At 52.8% G+C, this 17761-nt stretch carries 21 protein-coding genes and 4 tRNA genes; 19 read left to right on the plus strand and 6 right to left on the minus strand.

Translation table 11 applies throughout. From position 1 onward, the window contains the following. Positions 1–51 precede the first annotated feature (51 nt). The gene (locus MHH28_RS28470) at positions 52–1185 is read left to right on the plus strand and encodes a GGDEF domain-containing protein (RefSeq protein WP_405108040.1); all 1134 of its coding nucleotides are present in this window, start codon (positions 52–54) and stop codon (positions 1183–1185) included. A 68-nt stretch (positions 1186–1253) separates the two neighbouring features. Here MHH28_RS28470 and MHH28_RS28475 read toward each other — a convergent pair whose 3' ends face one another. Then, entirely contained in the window at positions 1254–1826 is a 573-nt protein-coding gene (locus MHH28_RS28475) for a CGNR zinc finger domain-containing protein (RefSeq protein ID WP_405108043.1), read from the minus strand. A gap of 172 nt (positions 1827–1998) precedes the next feature. Here MHH28_RS28475 and MHH28_RS28480 point away from each other — a divergent pair, with 172 nt between their 5' ends. Continuing rightward, positions 1999–2493, plus strand: coding sequence for a DinB family protein (locus tag MHH28_RS28480; protein ID WP_405108046.1), 495 nt, complete (start codon positions 1999–2001; stop codon positions 2491–2493). A gap of 111 nt (positions 2494–2604) precedes the next feature. Further along, on the plus strand, positions 2605–2775 hold the full coding sequence (locus MHH28_RS28485; RefSeq protein ID WP_200869223.1) for a hypothetical protein: 171 nt from the start codon (positions 2605–2607) through the stop codon (positions 2773–2775). Between the two features lie 110 nt (positions 2776–2885). On the opposite strand, the gene cmpA is transcribed toward MHH28_RS28485, so the two are convergent. Further along, complete coding sequence (gene cmpA / locus MHH28_RS28490; RefSeq protein WP_405108050.1) at positions 2886–3023, minus strand: cortex morphogenetic protein CmpA; 138 nt, start codon at positions 3021–3023, stop codon at positions 2886–2888. Between the two features lie 119 nt (positions 3024–3142). Then, complete coding sequence (locus MHH28_RS28495) at positions 3143–3502, minus strand: hydrolase/acyltransferase (protein ID WP_405108053.1); 360 nt, start codon at positions 3500–3502, stop codon at positions 3143–3145. 121 nt (positions 3503–3623) lie between these two features. Between MHH28_RS28495 and MHH28_RS28500 the strand changes: the two genes are divergently transcribed. Beyond that, positions 3624–4109, plus strand: coding sequence for a SprT family protein (locus MHH28_RS28500; RefSeq protein WP_405108056.1), 486 nt, complete (start codon positions 3624–3626; stop codon positions 4107–4109). Here MHH28_RS28500 and MHH28_RS28505 read toward each other — a convergent pair. After that, positions 4106–4747: a pentapeptide repeat-containing protein gene (locus tag MHH28_RS28505; protein WP_405108059.1), complete on the minus strand. Its 642-nt coding sequence runs from the start codon at positions 4745–4747 to the stop codon at positions 4106–4108. The two genes, MHH28_RS28500 and MHH28_RS28505, sit on opposite strands and share 4 nt — an antisense overlap. 26 nt (positions 4748–4773) lie before the next feature. After that, positions 4774–5007, minus strand: coding sequence for an Lrp/AsnC ligand binding domain-containing protein (locus MHH28_RS28510; protein ID WP_405108062.1), 234 nt, complete (start codon positions 5005–5007; stop codon positions 4774–4776). Between the two features lie 83 nt (positions 5008–5090). Here MHH28_RS28510 and MHH28_RS28515 point away from each other — a divergent pair, with 83 nt between their 5' ends. From MHH28_RS28515 to MHH28_RS28540, 6 genes are all read left to right on the plus strand, one after another. Then, entirely contained in the window at positions 5091–5843 is a 753-nt protein-coding gene (locus MHH28_RS28515; protein ID WP_405117285.1) for an MBL fold metallo-hydrolase, read from the plus strand. A 125-nt stretch (positions 5844–5968) separates the two neighbouring features. Continuing rightward, positions 5969–6044, plus strand: a tRNA-Asn gene (locus MHH28_RS28520). Between the two features lie 6 nt (positions 6045–6050). Then, positions 6051–6139, plus strand: a tRNA-Ser gene (locus tag MHH28_RS28525). 320 nt (positions 6140–6459) lie between these two features. Further along, positions 6460–7464 (plus strand): Gfo/Idh/MocA family protein, encoded by a 1005-nt coding sequence (locus MHH28_RS28530; RefSeq protein ID WP_405108065.1) that lies wholly within the window; start codon positions 6460–6462, stop codon positions 7462–7464. Between the two features lie 48 nt (positions 7465–7512). Continuing rightward, positions 7513–8436: a helix-turn-helix domain-containing protein gene (locus MHH28_RS28535; protein WP_405108068.1), complete on the plus strand. Its 924-nt coding sequence runs from the start codon at positions 7513–7515 to the stop codon at positions 8434–8436. 12 nt (positions 8437–8448) lie between these two features. Then, the gene (locus MHH28_RS28540; protein ID WP_405108070.1) at positions 8449–9531 is read left to right on the plus strand and encodes a Gfo/Idh/MocA family protein; all 1083 of its coding nucleotides are present in this window, start codon (positions 8449–8451) and stop codon (positions 9529–9531) included. Positions 9532–9889: 358 nt separating this feature from the next. Here MHH28_RS28540 and MHH28_RS28545 read toward each other — a convergent pair whose 3' ends face one another. Then, on the minus strand, positions 9890–10720 hold the full coding sequence (locus MHH28_RS28545) for a type II CAAX prenyl endopeptidase Rce1 family protein (protein WP_405108073.1): 831 nt from the start codon (positions 10718–10720) through the stop codon (positions 9890–9892). A gap of 549 nt (positions 10721–11269) precedes the next feature. On the opposite strand from MHH28_RS28545, the gene MHH28_RS28550 reads away from it, so the two are divergent. The 9 genes from MHH28_RS28550 to MHH28_RS28590 all read left to right on the plus strand — a co-directional run bounded on the left by MHH28_RS28550 (position 11270) and on the right by MHH28_RS28590 (position 17759). Next, positions 11270–12175 (plus strand): branched-chain amino acid ABC transporter permease, encoded by a 906-nt coding sequence (locus MHH28_RS28550; RefSeq protein ID WP_405117286.1) that lies wholly within the window; start codon positions 11270–11272, stop codon positions 12173–12175. A gap of 11 nt (positions 12176–12186) precedes the next feature. Then, entirely contained in the window at positions 12187–13155 is a 969-nt protein-coding gene (locus MHH28_RS28555) for a branched-chain amino acid ABC transporter permease (RefSeq protein WP_405108076.1), read from the plus strand. Then, the gene (locus MHH28_RS28560) at positions 13124–13906 is read left to right on the plus strand and encodes an ABC transporter ATP-binding protein (protein ID WP_405108079.1); all 783 of its coding nucleotides are present in this window, start codon (positions 13124–13126) and stop codon (positions 13904–13906) included. Before MHH28_RS28555 ends, MHH28_RS28560 begins: the two co-directional genes overlap by 32 nt. A gap of 4 nt (positions 13907–13910) precedes the next feature. Next, positions 13911–14612 (plus strand): ABC transporter ATP-binding protein, encoded by a 702-nt coding sequence (locus MHH28_RS28565; protein WP_405108082.1) that lies wholly within the window; start codon positions 13911–13913, stop codon positions 14610–14612. Positions 14613–14688: 76 nt separating this feature from the next. Beyond that, the gene (locus tag MHH28_RS28570) at positions 14689–15885 is read left to right on the plus strand and encodes an ABC transporter substrate-binding protein (protein ID WP_405108085.1); all 1197 of its coding nucleotides are present in this window, start codon (positions 14689–14691) and stop codon (positions 15883–15885) included. 50 nt (positions 15886–15935) lie between these two features. Beyond that, entirely contained in the window at positions 15936–17069 is a 1134-nt protein-coding gene (gene ald, locus MHH28_RS28575; RefSeq protein ID WP_405108088.1) for an alanine dehydrogenase, read from the plus strand. A gap of 141 nt (positions 17070–17210) precedes the next feature. Further along, a tRNA-Glu gene (locus MHH28_RS28580) sits at positions 17211–17285 on the plus strand. Between the two features lie 4 nt (positions 17286–17289). Further along, positions 17290–17372 (plus strand) — tRNA-Leu (locus MHH28_RS28585). 114 nt (positions 17373–17486) lie between these two features. Beyond that, positions 17487–17759, plus strand: coding sequence for a hypothetical protein (locus MHH28_RS28590; RefSeq protein WP_405108091.1), 273 nt, complete (start codon positions 17487–17489; stop codon positions 17757–17759). Positions 17760–17761: the final 2 nt, after the last annotated feature.

The raw sequence follows: 17761 nt of genomic DNA on the forward strand, positions 1-17761 counted from the left end.
ATAGGAGGAATGTGTTCATCCAATGTGTGAAACCAATCGGGGGGGCAGCAGGTGAAAGAGTGGAGATTAAGAGATTTCATGGGCCCTTCGGAGACTTCTGCACACCGGCAGGCGAAGTGGGTCAAGAGGTTCCTTTATACGTATTGGCTGGTGATCGCTCTGCATTTCCTGGCCCAGCTTGGGTCTTTCATATGTTTGCCGTATCCCATGGGAGCGCATGAGTTCTACTATGATGTGCTGCTCTATCCGACCTTGCTGATGAGTGCGGTGGTGGGGATTACGCAGCTTGTGGATGTTGTGGCGCCGAAATATTCTTTCGTGCTGCTGTTTGTGGCGGGGACGATTATCGCGATGATGATCATTCACCTGAATATGGATATAAGAATCATTGGGGCGTTGATGCTGTTGCCGATTATGGCGTCGGCGATCTTTTTTCGGCTGGATCTGACCTTATTCACGTCAGGCCTACAGGCGGCTGCTTTCTTCATTCTCTACCGCTGGGATGACTGGTTCAAGTATTACCTCACCGACTTTGACCTGATTGCGATCCCGCTCTTCCTGCTGGTTGGCACGCTGGTGGCAGGGATTATCATCATTAACGGGCGCGAATTGGCGAGCGATCTGGAAGCTACCTTAACGGCCAAGCAGGATCTGATGATTGAGAACGCGGTGATCCGCAAGCTGTCTACCACCGATGCGCTGACAGGACTGTATAACCATATCTCTTTTCACGAATTCTATGAAAAAGCGCTGGAATACGGCAGCCAGGGTGCCCCGTTCCATCTTGCGCTGGTGGATATCGATAATTTCAAGCAAATTAACGATAAATATGGACACCGTACGGGGGATCTGGTGCTGGCCCGGGTCGCGCAGATCATCAAGGACCATCTCTCTCCCGCAGACATTGCTGCCCGCTACGGCGGCGAGGAATTTGCGGTGTTGCTGTTCGAGAAGAGCTTCGAGGAGGCTTACACCCTCATGGATTGGATTCGCGACCAGCTCTCGGAGACGCTCCATGAAGAGATGGAGCATGGGGTAGTGACTGTCAGCATTGGCCTCAAGAGCTATACCGAAGGCGCCACCAAAGAAGCGCTCTTCGAAGAAGTCGATCATCTGCTCTATACCGCCAAGCATTCCGGCAAAAATACTACGCTGACCCCGCTGACGCAGCGGAACGCTGTGTAGTCAAATTGGTCTCACCTGGTAACCTGCTTACGCTGCCGATGATTCATCCGCCGCCTCCGGTAACACGCTTACTCCTTCGAAGGCTCACCCTCCGCTGCTTTCTGCCGTGCCCGGAACCGCCGCACCTTCATCAGATTCCCGCACAGCTTGTCGTCGCAGTACCGCTTCGAGCGGTTGCGGGTATCGTCGTAATAGACCCAGAGACAGTCGGGATTCCCGCAGATGCGGAAGCGTGAAGGCTCCTTCTCCAGTACCGCGGCTGCAAAAGAGGCGGCAATCTCCGCCATGATCTGCCCCCAGTCCGCTCCCTGCGGCTGGAGGGAGATCCCGGCTTCGCCTGCGGATGTCCAGACCACCTGCCGCACAACGGGCCCGTTGCCCATATATACATTGAGCTGCTCCAGCAGAGCTGTAGCCGGAGGCTCTCCTGCGACCAGCCGCTGCAGCTCGTCCCACAACAATCTGCGCAGCTCCTTCAGCTGCTCCAGCTCCTCCGGGAGAAGAGGGCCTACCGCCGGCAGCTTCTGCTCCACCAGCCATTGCTCCAGCCACTCCGGTTCTTCGAGCCGGTCCTCGTCCTTGCTCCGGTCGCTGGTCCGCCAATCCCGCCAATAGCTGTTCATGAAATCTACCCACAGCAAGCCGCATCGCTCCTTTCACGTTATCTTTGTCTTGATTGTAACAGTTAAAAATAAGTTATGCTAGTTACTTGATGCACTCCGCCAAATATGTTACATTGCTCATGTAACTGTTATTCGGTTTGTTAAGTCGTTACGTGATCATGAACACCCACTAATTGCAGGAGGGATACAGATGGAAAACAAAATCAGCGATGTTCTATTGGAGAATTGGGATTATGTAATGGATGTAGAGGATTGGCAGCCGCCGCTTGGCGCTGCGCTGGAGGGCGTGAACAGTGAGCAGGCCAGCTGGAAGCCGGAAGGGGCTGCGGGCAATTCCATCTGGGAGAATGTTAATCACCTGACTTATTATAAGGAGCGTCTGCTGCGCAAGCTTAAGGGGCTGGAGAAATTGCCTGACCTGGAGAGCAATGACGCCACGTTCACCGTAACCGGGAGTGGGGAAGAGGACTGGAATCAGGCCGTTGCCAAGCTGAAGTCGGTCCATGCCTCGCTGCGCGAGATTATTGTGGCTCTGGAAGAAGGCGCTTATGAATGGGGCGGCTCCGGGCATGCGCCGGGCGAAGAGGTGATGAGCCTGATTCTGCATGATGCCTATCATACGGGACAGATTGTGCTGGTCCGTAAGCTACAGGGCTCCTGGCCGGGCACACGCCGTTTCGATTAAGCAGCCAGTCAGATTTTACAAGTGATCTGTTCCTCTGCGGCTCTGTTTCAGCTCCAAATCCCCGGGTTAATGGAAGACATACAACTAACCCCAAGGGAGGAGAGATTGAGGATGGAGCCGAATTACAAGGACAGAAGTGTTGAGGTTGAACGGACAGAGGTGCACCGCAAATCGGATTCCAGTCTGGTCGCATCCACCTTCATTAAATATGCAGCCTACATTATTATCACCTTCGGAGTATTGTTCTTCCTGGTGAAATACGTATTCCCGATGTTCAAATAATCCGGCAGCCGAGTGCAGACCCGGACGGATTTACGCCAAAAAGCCACGATACCTCTATAGGGAATCGTGGCTTTTTGTTAAAAAATAAGAATTTCACTTGCATCACCTGGTTATACATTCTTCTGGATCATTTCCTCTGGATCGGCGGTATTCCGGTAAAAGAACCAGCATTCATTCAGCAGTCTGATCTGACGGCAGTCCTTCTTGAAGTAGGCCTTCATGAGCTGTTGGCGAAGCCATTGTGGCAAGGGTACCCCTCCTCTGCATGCTTCCTGTGTATAGATAGCATATGGGGGAATACGCCCAAAGGTGCACGGTTAGTTTCGGTCATCCAAGCAGTAATTCTCATGGCCGCCCGGAAGCGGCGCTACTGCACCCGTTCTTCCTCTTCTTCATACCATTGTTCAAGCTGGGCCTGGAGCGCCCGGATTTCGGTCAGCAGGGAGATCAGCGGATACTCCTTCTCCTGAATGGAGGCAAAAGCACGCTCCAGCCGGTTAATATACGCCAGCCCGGATTCCAGGTGATGCTCTTCGCGCAGCAGCTCCAGATTGTCACATTCGGCTACAGCCAGCGGCAGCCCGGGAACATTCTCGGCGGTTAATTTGTCGATTTCTTTATTCAGGCGCAGATTGAGGGCGCTTAGCTGGTAAGCATACTCCTCCGGCATCTCCACGAATTGCAGTTCCAGACCCTGCTGCATAATTACGTACCGCATTCTCGGCATCTTTTCATTCTCCCTCCGAACTTGTCTTCCTTCTTGACAGTGTAGCCCATGGGCAAGTTACAATTCAAGTAGAGATGTTATTTCCTTATGGAGAGGACCGTGAAGGAACGCGATGACGAGTATGAGCAACGAAGAACTGCAGCAGTGGATCGAGCAGGTGTCGCTGAACAGCTTTGGCGTGCCTTTCCGGCATACAGCGAGCTTTAACAGCAGACTTACGACAACCGGCGGACGATATTTTACCAAGAGCCATAATATAGAGATCAATCCCCAGCAGCTGGCGATGTACGGACGGGAGGAGACGGAGAAGATCATCAAGCATGAGCTCTGTCACTACCACCTGCATCTGGCGAAGCGGGGGTATATGCACCGGGATGCCGATTTCAAAATACTGCTGGCCCGCGTCGGCGGCAGCCGCTATTGTCAGACCCTGCCGGGAGCCAAGGCCCGCAAGCCGCAGCCTTACCGGTATAAGCTGGTGTGCATCACGTGTGCCACTGAATATCTGCGCAAGCGCCGGGCCGATCCCGGGCGGTACCGCTGCGGTAAATGCTCCGGCAAGCTCAAATTGGTTGCGCTGGAGGCAGGCGCGGGTCCAGCTACTTAATCTTTGATGACCAGACCGAGTAGTCCGGCAAAAGAAGCCGCCTGCTCCGCAGAGATCACGCAGCCCTCCAGATCCTGAAGATCCACCAGGAGGCCGGTGAACTCGCAGTCGCTAAGGTCAACACCCTTCAGCTTGCATCCGGCCAGCGTGGCCTGCTCCAGATTGCATTCCGAGAAATACAGGCCGTTCAGGCTGGACTGGTAATAATCCGCGCTGGCCAGCGAGCTGCGCTCGAAGGAGACTCCTTTGAAATTGGCAAAACGGAACACCGCGAACTCCCCGAGGCATCCGGTAACCGACACATTTTGAAGCCGCGCTCTAGAGAAATTGGTGCCAGTTAAGCGGCAATCCCTGAACTCGGTCCGGTGGATGAAGGCGTCGCTGAAGTCTACATTGGACAGGTCGCAATGATCGAAGACCACATCGGTGAGCTCAATGCGCTCCAGCGAGGATTCGGTGATGGTGACGTTTTTGAAAATGGTTTTATCGAAGGCTACCCGGGTAGCCTCCTGATATTCAATGAGCGCCCCTTCAATGAGGCAGCGGCTGAATTCATCTTTTGAAGCAAGGGTGTAAATGTCCTGCGGCGTAAGTAGCCCGGGATCTGGGATTCTGGGTGGTTCTATCTTGTTATTCATGAAGGCCTCCTTGGCAAATCTTATCCTTATTTGATCTGGCCCATGTCCAGGTTAACCCGGTAATTGCCATACTTCAGCAGTTCGTCCAAAAAAGCGGTCAGCGCCTCCTGATCCACAGTACGCACCCGCATCCAATAACATCCCTCCCCGCTGATGCGGTACAGCTCGGTGACACTCTCATGGTCCTTGATGAGATAGGGGGCATTTTCTGCAATTCCTTTCCGGGTGAAAGCATATCGTAAGAATCTCTTTCTCGGCACAATGTCTTCTCATCCAAGAGTGATTTATACTTATTGTATCAGAATTTGAACTTAAGGAAGACATCCGGGAAGAGGTGCATATGATGAGAATAAAGCTGATCCGCCACGCCACCCTATGGCTGGAATATGGCGGCGCAACGTTTCTGATCGATCCGATGTTGAGTGGGCAGGGGGTGAATCCGCCGATTATGAATTCGGGCGATGACCGCCGGAATCCGCTGGTGCCTTTGCCGGGGCCGGTGCAGCAGTGGCTGGAGCCGGATGCTGTACTGGTGACACATCTGCATCCGGATCACTGGGATCAAGCAGCGGCAGAGCAGTTGTCTAAGGACCTGCCGGTGTATTGCCAGGAAGGCGACGGGGAGACCCTTACAGCCCAAGGCTATCAGCGTGTTACAGAGATTAAGGACGGCGGCTCTGTGTCCTTCGGCGGAGTAACTCTGATACGTACAGGCGGGCATCACGGAACAGGGGAGATTGGAGAGCGGATGGGCAAGGTCTCCGGCTTCGTTTTCCGGGCGGAAGGTGAACCTGTGCTGTACCTGGCAGGGGATACGATCTGGTGCGAAGAGGTCCAAGAAGTGATAGCAGGGCAGGCACCCGAGGTGATTATTGTCAATGCCGGAGGTGCCAGCTTCCTGAGCGGAGGACCCATTACCATGAACGAACAGGATGTTATCGAGGTGTGCCATGCCGCTCCGGCCGCTTCGGTGATTGCTGTGCATATGGATACAATTAATCACTGCCATGTGACGAGGGAACTATTGAAGCAACGCCTTGAACAGGAGGGCTTACTGGGCCGCGTGGCTGTTCCGCTGGATGGAGAGTGGGTCTGACATAAGCGACACCTATAGGGATACCCTACAGATAGGTAGAGTTTGTAAACGATCTCACAATCTCTCTCGCCCCGCTTGACTAACCTGTAGAATCATGATAAATTAATCCTTGTTCATGTTAATGTTCCCTGATAGCTCAGTTGGTAGAGCACTCGACTGTTAATCGAGTTGTCACAGGTTCGAGTCCTGTTCGGGGAGCCATTACTTGGAGAGATACCCAAGTGGCTATAAGGGGACCCTCTGCTAAGGGGTTAGACTGCGTAAGCGGTGCGAGGGTTCGAATCCCTCTCTCTCCGTTTTGAAATACTTCGTTGCCAGGGATGAGGACCCTAAGCGGTTCGTTGGAGCATAAGCTTCGTTAGGAACTCTTCGCAATCTCTCGCGTAGCGAGAGTATCCCTCTCTCTCCGTTCTTCAATTAATACATAAGGAGCTCATATTGAGCTCCTTTTTTGCGTTCATCCAGCGGGAGCGGGCAGATTCTCTGAACGATATGATTTTCCTTGCAGATGTCGTAATTTCATATACTAGATGTCGCATTTATCTACTAAAAATCCTGTCTATTATGTGATACTTTATAGGTGATGTCAGAATAATGTATATGGAGGTGCAGGCGAATGAGCATTAGGATTGGCAAGATCAGCTTTTGGCATGTACATGCTTGGGATTATACGAAGCAGGCTCAGGAGCACGGCGATACGGAAATCGCTGCGGTGTGGGACGAGGATGCGGAGCGGGGCAGGAAGGCGGCAGAGAGCTTGAATGTCCCATTTTGTGATTCTTTGAATGACTTGCTTGCCCGGGAGGATATAGATGCCGTTATTGTCGATGCGCCAACCCATATGCACCGGGAGGTCATGATTGCGGCGGCCAGAGCAGGCAAGCATATCTTCACCGAAAAGGTGGTAGCTGCAACGCTGAGTGAGGTTAATGATATCCTCTCTGAGGTCGAGGCTCATGGCGTGAAGCTAACCGTGTCCCTGCCGCGGCTAAATGACGGTTATACGTTATCGGTTCAAGACATTCTAAGCCAGGGACTGCTGGGGCAGATTACGTATGTCAGAGTCCGCTTATCCCATAACGGTGCAACGGCCAACTGGCTTCCAGAGCATTTCTATAGCCTTGAGCAATGCCAGGGCGGGGCGTTGATTGATCTGGGATGTCATCCCATGTACCTGACCAGACTGTTCCTGGGTCAAGAGGTGACCGGGGTAAGCGCGAACTTCGGATATGTGACGGGCAAGGAAGTGGAAGACAACGCTGTAGCGACGCTCTATACCGATTCGGGAGCTATCGGTGTGGTAGAAGCCGGTTTCGTGAATAGTTACTCCCCCTTCACCATCGAAGTGCATGGGACGGAAGGGACCCTATTATATGGAACGCCTGAAGACAAGCTGCTCGTCAGAAGTACGAAAGCGGCAGATCAAGGGGCTGCCTGGAACGATACGCCTGTGCTGGCCAATCGGGACAGCGCTTTCCAGCAGTGGGTGGCCCACATCCAGGAGAACACGCTTGCTTCTGACAATATTCAAGCGGCAACGGAGCTTACCCGCTTAATGGAGGCGGCGAATCTCTCGGCGAAGGCAGGACGGGTGGTCCGGTTAGCCGAATTGAAGTCTTAATTTGATTACTTATCCGGGTACAGAGCGCAGCTTAAGCAGGAGGTTAACATGAGCCCTTTTCCCTTCGAGATTATGTTTGAGAAGATGGATCTGCTGGAAAGACTGGATATTTCCATCCTGTGGGGACATTATGAAATTTCCGTTCTCCGGTTTCATTTGACCTCTTTTCCGCCGGGGAAGGTCATTGATTTCCATAACCATGCGGAGTTTGAATTTCATTTCATCCCGCGGGGCAAGGGAACGGTTATTCTTGGCGATCAGCAGTATCCCTTATCGGAGGGAATGCTCTATTTGACCGGACCGGGAGTCATGCACCGTCAGGAAGCGGATGCGGAGGAGTCGATGGAGGAGTTATGTCTGCATGTCAATATTGCGGAGAAGCAGAGAGACGATGCAGATCCATGGGAGGTTGCGGAAGCAGAGGAATGTGTGGAGAAGCTGAAGAGGCTGCCGCTGATCCCTGCGCAGGATTATCACAGGGCGATGAAGTGTTTTCTGGAAGCCTATGAGGCCTGTGACGGCAAGCTTGCGGGATATTACACTTCTATCAAGCATCTGGTGATCAGTATTTTGCTGAAGGTAACCAGAGCCTATGATGCAGGCGGGATGGGAGCTGCGGCACCCGTACGGGATATGGTGACCTACCGCTATCAATATGCCGTTCAGTACATGGAAGCGAATTATTCAGCAGCCGTGACGCTGGAGAATGTGGCGGAGAAGCTGAATATCAGCGCAAGGCAGCTGCAGCGGATCTTCAAGCAGATCCATCCGGATCAAACCTTCAGCCGGATTCTTGAAGAGATCCGGTTGCAGGCGGTATGCAGCAAGCTTGAAGCCAGCAACCTGTCGATCGAACACATCGCGGAGTCCGAAGGGTTCACCACTGCAACCTATCTGCATTCGGTATTCCGCAAGCGGCTGGGCATGACCCCGGCGGCATACCGCAAGGCCCGAAAATTACATGAACAGTGAGGATGAGAGACTATGAGCAAAGTGTATCGTGTTGGAGTTATCGGCTGTGGAGGAATTGCGAACGGGAAGCATCTGCCTGCCTTAAGCAGACAGGATAAGGTTCAAGTAGTGGCCTTTTGCGATATTATCAAGGAACGGGCTGAGAAGGCTGCTGAACAATACGGCAGTGCGGATGCTGCTGTCTATACGGATTACCAGGAATTATTGCAGGATGCTTCTATTGATATTGTTCATGTTCTTACTCCGAATGATGCGCACGCGGATATATCCATTGCTGCACTGGAAGCGGGTAAGCATGTGATGTGTGAGAAGCCCATGGCCAAAACAGCAGCGGATGCCAAACGTATGGCTGAAGCGGCGAAACGTACCGGCAAGAAGCTGACCATAGGGTATGACAACCGGTTCCGGCAAGACAGCTTGTATCTGAAAAAAGTCTGCGAAGCAGGCGAGCTCGGCCATATCTATTATGCGAAAGCGCATGCCATCCGCCGCAGAGCGGTCCCTACCTGGGGGGTATTCCTGGATGAGGAGAAGCAGGGGGGCGGCCCGCTTATTGATATCGGAACCCATGCGCTGGATCTGACGCTCTGGATGATGGATAACTACAAACCGAAGGTTGTGCTGGGAACCAAATACCACGAGCTCTCCCAAAAAGAAGATGCTGCCAACGCCTGGGGACCCTGGGACCCGAAGAAATTCACCGTGGAAGACTCTGCGTTCGGGATGATTGTGATGGAGAACGGCGCAACGATTACGCTGGAGGCGAGCTGGGCGCTGAATTCGCTGGATGTGGATGAAGCCAAGTGCAGCTTAAGCGGAACCGAAGCGGGGGCGGACATGAAGAATGGTCTCAGAATTAACGGGGAGAAGCATAGCAAGCTATACACGAATGAGATTGAGCTTGGTGCCGGAGGAGTAGCCTTCTATGAAGGCAAGGAAGAGAAATCTACGGATATAGAATTAAGAAAATGGATCGAAGCCATCGAGCAGGATAAGGACCCGGTCGTGACTCCTGAACAGGCGTATGTGGTCTCCCGGATTCTGGAGGCAATCTATGAATCGGCCCAGACGGGAAAGGCTGTATATTTGGACTAGGCGGTCATTGCCCGAGTCAATTCTCAGATTTCGTAAAAGCTTCAAATGTTAAAAAAGCAGCGATTCTCTTATGGGAGAATTGCTGCTTTCTGTTTTTAGTCCCTTGATGCTTGGACGATTTCTTTTTTGTGTTAAAAAAATGTGTTTTCGCATCCCGCTTAAACAGCGGAGAGGACGAAACGATTGTGTAAAAGCGATAGCGGTCGCCTTGTTCTCCGGATTTTCACCGCCAAGGGGAATGAAAAAAATCTGGAGAACACAGCGATTGGAACAACGTTTCGTTCGCGGAGCGTCCACCCAAGTACTCACGTTGATCCTGCTCAAAAAAAGGGCTGTCTGTTTTTTGCCGTACTGTCATTTACAACCGTGCATCCTTTACGAACGCAGATCTTCTGTAGAAGATCCATGCGGCGATCACGAGCGTAGCAGCCACCAGTATCCCCGATTCCCCCGTCCAGAGATAAGCGTTCTTCCCGCTGTTGAACCGGTCGAAAGCATCCTGAATGATCGCATTCCATGAGGCGTGGAGCAGAACCGCCGGCCATATGCTCCCTGTGCTTAAGCGCAATAGACTAATAATGATGCTAAATGAGCTGATGGTTACCATGAACAGTACGATGGATAAGGCCAGAGAGGGGCCGGAATAGTAGTTGCCGATTAGGATCGCCGGGATATGCCACGCGCCCCAGATCAGTCCGCTCATTAGAATAGGTTTCGGGACGCGGGCCTGGATGAGCCGGGTCAGCATGTATCCTCTCCAGCCTAACTCTTCTCCGGCACTGCTGATGATCCCCATCGCGGTCCCGATGGACATTTGAATAAGGATAGCCCCGACTAGCGAACCAGCAACATTGCCGCCTGGGCCGGTATATTCCGTCAGTCCTGTGATCCAGGCGCTCCCGTAGGCCAATAAGCCCACCGCTACCGGCAACAATAAGATGAACGGAATCACCCTGAGCGTGCGCCGTCCCCCGAAGCTCAGGGAGATATCAGCGAAGCCCTCCCGCAGCAGGATACGGGTGAGTATGGAGGAGATCCCGGGCGCCCACATCAGCAGCAAACCATATACTGGTGCTACAGTTAGGGCCAATATGTAACTAATCGCTGTAAGAGGAATAAGGATCAGGAAGAAGATTAGCAACCCTTTCCTGGCAGATTGGACGTTCTCCTTTTTGTCAATGGTGCTCATTTCAATTCCACTCCTTTACATGTGTGTGATGCTTGGTAGAGTATAGCAACGAACGAGAAGGAGAGGAACAACCCGGAGCCCAGCAGGCCGCTGGGACCTTGGCCCAGTAACCAGCGAGACTGTAGGCGTAGGGGGAGAGTTTTATACGCTTAAGTCTGACCTCCACCACCGCACACTGCCGGTTCAATCCGTTACCCCTTTAATTAATTGAAGGGATGATGCTGTAAAGAGACAAATGTTATATTAATTCCGCAGAAAAAAAGTATTGTATAAGAAAAGGAAACAACTTCTAAAACGTCCCTGCTTAAAAATCCTCTGTTTTTCTCCTGTTTTCTACATGATTTTTAAAAACCTACAGAAGTCTATCAAATCCTACATATATCATGTTATGTAATATAACACCAATTATTGAATTTTGTATTAATTACCACAAAAATTAGTGACGTTCCTTAGACCTTGTGTTAATATAAATGACATCATAATCCAAGAAAAGAGAAGCGGCACAGAGAAAGGGGTATACAAGATGAATATGGAGAGAAGGGGATGGCGATGGAGTACTTCATTCAGCAACTAATCAACGGAATTTCCGTAGGCAGCATTTACGCTCTGATCGCCCTTGGTTACACAATGGTATACGGTATCATCAAGCTGATTAATTTTGCACATGGTGATGTATTTATGGTAGGGTCGTTCATCGGCCTGTACAGTGCCAAATACCTGGCGAATGCCGGATTGCCGCCTATCGTTGTACTGCTCGTGTCGCTGATCATCTCGATGGCCATCAGTGCATTGCTCGGGATCAGCATCGAACGTCTGGCCTATAAGCCGCTGCGCAAGTCCACCCGGATTGCCGCGCTGATTACAGCGATCGGCGTATCCTTCCTGCTCGAATATACCGGAGTCTTGATCCTAGGGCCGCAGGCCAAGGGCTTCCCGGATATTATGGATAAGAAGCAGTATCACCTCTTCGGATCTTCCATCCAGGTTGAATCCAATCAGATCATGATTCTTGTAACAACGATAATACTTATGCTTGTGCTGCGATATATCGTGCGTTACACCCGAACGGGCAAAGCCATGCGGGCCGTATCCTTCGATGTAGAAGCGGCGCGGCTGATGGGCATCAACGTTGACCGCACCATTTCAGCCACCTTCGCCATCGGTTCAGCACTGGCCGCGGCGGCGGGCGTGATTTTCGGAATGACGTACAATTCGGTTGATCCGCTCATGGGCGTCATGCCCGGGCTGAAGGCTTTTGTCGCGGCAGTGCTTGGCGGGATTGGCAGTATTCCGGGTGCGCTGGTCGGCGGATTGCTGCTGGGAACAGTGGAGACAGAGATCTCCTCGCTCGGGTTCTCCTCCTGGCGTGACGGCGTAGCCTTTGCGGTACTGATTCTTATCCTTATCTTCAGACCATCCGGACTGTTCGGCAAGAATGTCCGGGAGAAAGTGTAGGGGAAGCTGCCGTGAAAAAGATAAATAAAAAGTTCTGGCTGGGCATCCTTGCTGCCCTTGCGTTCTATGGAATCGTGAAAGTTCTTCTAACAACGGGAATGCTCAGTGATGTGAATCAGTCTATGCTACTGCTCATCGGGGTTAACATCATGCTGGCCGTCTCGCTGAACCTGATTACCGGGATTACCGGGCAGTTCTCCATAGGCCATGCCGGGTTCATGTCGGTGGGTGCGTATACTTCGGCGATCCTTACCCTTGACTACAATGTGCCGTTCATTCCTGCGATTCTTGCGGGCGGACTCCTGGCAGCGGTGTTCGGCGTATTGATCGGAATGCCTACGCTCCGGCTTAACGGGGACTATCTGGCTATTGCCACACTGGGCTTCGGTGAGATTATCCGCATTATTATGCTGAATACGGAATATGTCGGCGGTGCTTCAGGGCTCAGCGGGATTCCGGCCAAGACCACCTGGACCCTGCTCTTCTTCTTCACTCTGCTCTCGGTGGTGCTGATTAATAACTTCATCCGATCTACTCACGGCCGGGCCTGCCTTGCGATCCGCGAGAATGAGATTGCCGCTGAGGCGATGGGGATTAACACGACACGCTACAAAATCATCGCCTTCACCATCGGTGCACTGTTTGCCGGTATGGCGGGCGGCCTGTCGGCCCATACGTTCTATGTGATTACGCCGGGCAGCTTCAACTTCTTGAAGTCTTTTGAAATCATCGTCATGGTGGTTCTCGGGGGGCTGGGCAGTACGGCGGGCTCTATCGTGGGTGCGGTGTTCGTTACCCTGCTGTACACCTACTTACGCGAATTTCCGGAATGGCGCATGATTATCTACTCGATAGTGCTCATTCTGATGATGATCTTTCGTCCAAGCGGCCTGCTTGGCGTAAGCAAATTCTCACTAGGCAAGTTTGGTAAAAAGGAGGCGAAGGCAAATGACGCAATCGAGAGCAGCGGTACTCCTTGATGTGAAAGCGGCCAGCCGGGCCTTCGGCGGACTGAAGGCGGTCAGCGGGGTATCTCTTCATATTGATAAAGGCGAGCTGATCGGCCTGATCGGGCCCAACGGTGCAGGTAAAACCACACTGTTCAACCTGTTGACCGGAGTGTACCCGCCATCGTCGGGCAGCATTCTTTTGAATAATGAGTCTATCGGCGGGATGAAGCCCTACAAGATCAATCATAAAGGCGCTGCGCGTACGTTCCAGAACATCCGCCTGTTCACGGCTATGACGGTGCTGGAGAACGTTAAGATTGCCTTCCATCAGCATGCGAAGCACTCGTTGTTCTCTTCGATGCTACGTCTGCCGAAGCATTTCCAGGGGGAAGAGGAGATTACCCGCAAGGCGATAAATATTCTCTCCATCTTCAATCTGGCCGATCAGAGGGACGAGGTAGCCAGCAACCTGAGCTATGGCAATCAGCGGCGGCTGGAGATTGCCCGGGCGCTTGCGGCCGGACCCAAGCTGCTGCTGCTCGATGAGCCGGCAGCCGGGATGAACCCGAATGAGACACGAGACCTGATGAATCTGATCGCCTGGATTCGGGAGGAGTTCGACCTGACCGTTCTGCTGATCGAGCATGATATGTCACTGGTAATGGGGGTCTGTAACCGGATCTACGTGCTGGACCGCGGAATCCTGATCGCTGACGGAACGCCGGCGGAGATCCGCAACAATCCGAAGGTCATCGAAGCGTATCTGGGACAGGAGGCGTAGCGCCATGCTTACAGTACAAGGAATTAATGTCTATTACGGAGCGATTCATGCCTTGAAGGAGCTCAGCATCACCGTGAAGCAGGGGGAGATCGTGACCTTGATCGGGGCCAACGGTGCCGGCAAGTCTACGCTGCTCAAGACGCTTTCGGGGCTACTGAAGCCTAAGACAGGAAGTATTGAATTCCTCAATAAATCAATAACGAATCAAAGTGTACAGGTGATTGTCAAAGAAGGGCTGATCCATTGTCCCGAAGGACGGCGCGTATTCGCTAATATGTCGGTCGAGGAGAATCTCGAATTAGGCGCTTATCTGCAGGATGGAAGCAGCTTGGCTGCTGACTTCGAGAAGGTGTACAACACCTTCCCGCGATTGCTGGAGCGCAAGAAGCAGCAGGCTGGAACCTTGTCCGGCGGGGAGCAGCAGATGCTGGCGATGGGGCGGGCCATGATGGGCCACCCGAAGCTGCTGCTGCTAGATGAACCGTCAATGGGGCTGGCGCCGCTGCTGGTCCAGGATATTTTCACAATCATCAAGGAAGTCAACGATGCCGGAACCACTGTCTTGCTGGTCGAGCAGAATGCCCACCAGGCGCTCAAAATCGCTAACCGCGCCTATGTCCTGGAGACAGGCCGGGTAGTGCTTGAAGGGGATGCCAAGGAATTGGCCGACTCTGATGAGATCAAAATGGCTTATCTCGGGCACTAAGCAGGGGGATCCATCCTACAGCAGCATCACAGAAACACCATATATATACTAAATAATCAGGAGGCTGGGAGAAACTATGAAGAAAATTGGGGCCATGATCTTGTCGGCAGTATTGACTGCGGTATTAGCATCCGGCTGTGGCAACAGCACAGAGAACAGCGGTAACTCGGCAAGCGGCGGCAACACGGCCGGAGGCACCATCAAAATCGGGGCTGACCTTGAGCTCACAGGCGGTCAGGTTTCTTTCGGCGACTCCGCCTCCAAGGGTGCGAAGCTGGCGGTGGACCAGATCAACGCCGCAGGCGGTGTACTCGGCAAGCAGCTTGAGCTGGTCATCGCCGATAATGCCTCGAAGTCTGAAGAAGCCACCCAGGCGGCACAGAAGCTGATCACCAATGACAAGGTCGTCACCATCATCGGCGCAACCACTTCGACGAACACGCTGGGGATCGTTCCGGTGGCAACGGAGAAAAAAATCCCGCTCGTCTCGGTAGGCGCCACCAATCCAAAGGTTACTGTGGATGAGCGCAGCGGCAATGTCAATGAATACGTGTTCCGCGCGGCGTTCATCGATCCGTTCCAGGGTGAGGTAATGGCTAACTTTGCACTCGATTCCCTAAAGTCCAAAACCGCTGTCATCTATACCGATACTTCGTCTGACTACTCCAAGGGGCTGCAGAAGTTCTTCGAAGAGACCTTCAAGGCCAAGGGCGGCGAGGTGCTGAGCCAGGAGTCCTACCAGCAGAAGGATTCTGACTTCAAAGCAGTTCTGACCCGGATCAAAGCAGCGAACCCGGATGTGATCTACCTGCCTGGTTATTATGAAGAAGTAGGTAAAATTGTGAAGCAGGCCCGTGAAATGGGCATCACGGTTCCATTCCTGGGCGGCGATGGCTGGGATTCCCCGCAGCTGGCGGAAATCGCCGGTGCCAAAGCGCTGGAGAACACGTTCATGTCCAATCACTATTCGCCTGAAGATACTGCTCCTGAAGTAACCAGCTTCGTGGACGCCTACAAAGCGGCGAACGGCGGAGCGGTTCCTGACGGTATGGCTGCCCTGGGCTATGATGCCCTGAAGCTGGTGGCCGATGCGATCACCCGTGCCGGTGAAGCTGATCCGGCCAAGATTACCGAAGCGCTGGCAGCGACTAAGGATCTGCAGCTCGCTACAGGCTTAATCACCTTCAACGACAAGCATGACCCGGTCAAAGCCGCCGTTGTCCTGAAATTCGTTGACGGGAAGCAAACCTTTGAGACCAAGGTTAACCCTTAAGAGGCTCATTCGCATATAATAGGAGTGAGAAGATCTAGGGAGGAATCGGCATGATTATTGGCGTACCCGCAGAAATTAAGAATAATGAGAACCGCGTCGCCATCACCCCGGCAGGGGTGGAGGCGCTGCGGAAGGCAGGTCATGAAGTGCTGCTTCAGCGCGCTGCCGGTACCGGCAGCGGCTTCGAGGACCGCGAATATTCGGATAAAGGCGCAGTGGTTCTGGATACGGCTGCGGAGATCTGGCGCAAGGCAGAGATGATTATCAAAGTGAAGGAGCCGCTGCCGGAGGAATACGGTTATTTCCGCAAAGGGCTGATTCTGTTCACCTACCTGCATCTGGCACCGGAAGCGGAGCTGACTAAGGCGCTGGTGGAGAGCGGTGTGACCGCTGTGGGATATGAGACCATTCAGCTTGAGGACGGCTCGCTGCCGCTGCTGATTCCGATGAGTGAGGTCGCCGGACGGATGGCGGTGCAGATCGGTGCCGGGCTACTGGAGAAGCCGCATGGCGGCAAGGGTGTTCTGCTGGGCGGTGTACCTGGCGTACAGCCGGGGGAGGTCGTCATTGTAGGCGGCGGAATTGTCGGCACCAATGCGGCGAAGATTGCCCTCGGCATGGGCGCGCGCGTTACGGTACTGGATCTGAATGCAGACCGTCTGCGTGCGCTGGATGATATTTTTGGCGGACGGCTGGTGACTGTGATGTCGGATTCCTATCATCTGGAACAGGCGGTACGCCGGGCCGATCTGCTGATCGGGGCGGTGCTGATTCCCGGTGCCCGTGCTCCGAAGCTAGTCACAGAAGATATGGTGAAGCAGATGGAAGCTGGCTCTGTCATTGTGGACGTTGCGATTGATCAGGGCGGTTCGATTGAGACCATTGACCGGATCACCACACATGAGAATCCGACTTATGTGAAGCATGGCGTGGTCCATTACGCTGTAGCCAACATGCCCGGAGCGGTCGCCCGGACCTCCACACTGGCACTGACCAATGTTACGATTCCCTACGCGCTCCAGATTGCCAACCGGGGTATCCGTGAGGCTGCGGTGAATAATGCAGCACTTGCGCGCGGCCTGAATGTGGTAGCTGGACAGGTGACCAATGCTGCGGTGGCCGGGAGCCTGGGGTATGAATATGCAGATGGAATCCAGGTGCTGGCTGAGGGCGGGGAGAACTGATCTTAAGAGGGGAGAAGCAGAGGCTGCACACTGCTGTTCTCCCCGTATTTTCCGGGAAATGTGGCCTTCAAAAAAAGGCTTGTCAAATGGATTAAGGTTTGATATACTCATTTTTGTTGTCACAAAGAAAAAACTACATTTGGCTCGTTGGTCAAGGGGTTAAGACACCTCCCTTTCACGGAGGTAACATGGGTTCGAATCCCATACGAGTCACCAATATGCGGTAGTGGTGGAATGGCAGACACGCTATCTTGAGGGGGTAGTGGGTGTATACCCGTGGAGGTTCGAGTCCTCTCTACCGCATACGATGTAAGTGAGCAGGAACTCCTGATATTCGGGAGTTCCTGTTTTTTTGTATAGTTCTATTAATTATGGAGAAACTAGTAGAAAACACCTTGCGGGAGGTAGTCTACTATAATGAATTACTCCGAGATTTATAGTCTTCACATTCAGCTGCTTAAAGCTTATGCTGCCAATAACAATGGAGGATACTCGGCTTATCAGCGAGAGATCAATCATTACAGGGATCAGCTGCGTTATGCGGAGGATATCGTGCAGCGGATTTTTGTGTTAAACCAGTTGGTGAAATTACATGAGAAAGAGCGGGAAGATATGATGAAGTGGTGTACAGAGCAGTACTTCTCAAGGACACACGATTATAACGAATCACCGGACGGGAATATTGGCTAATT

It is taken from the genome of Paenibacillus sp. FSL K6-1217 (assembly GCF_045040735.1).
Lineage (GTDB): Bacteria > Bacillota > Bacilli > Paenibacillales > Paenibacillaceae > Paenibacillus_AQ.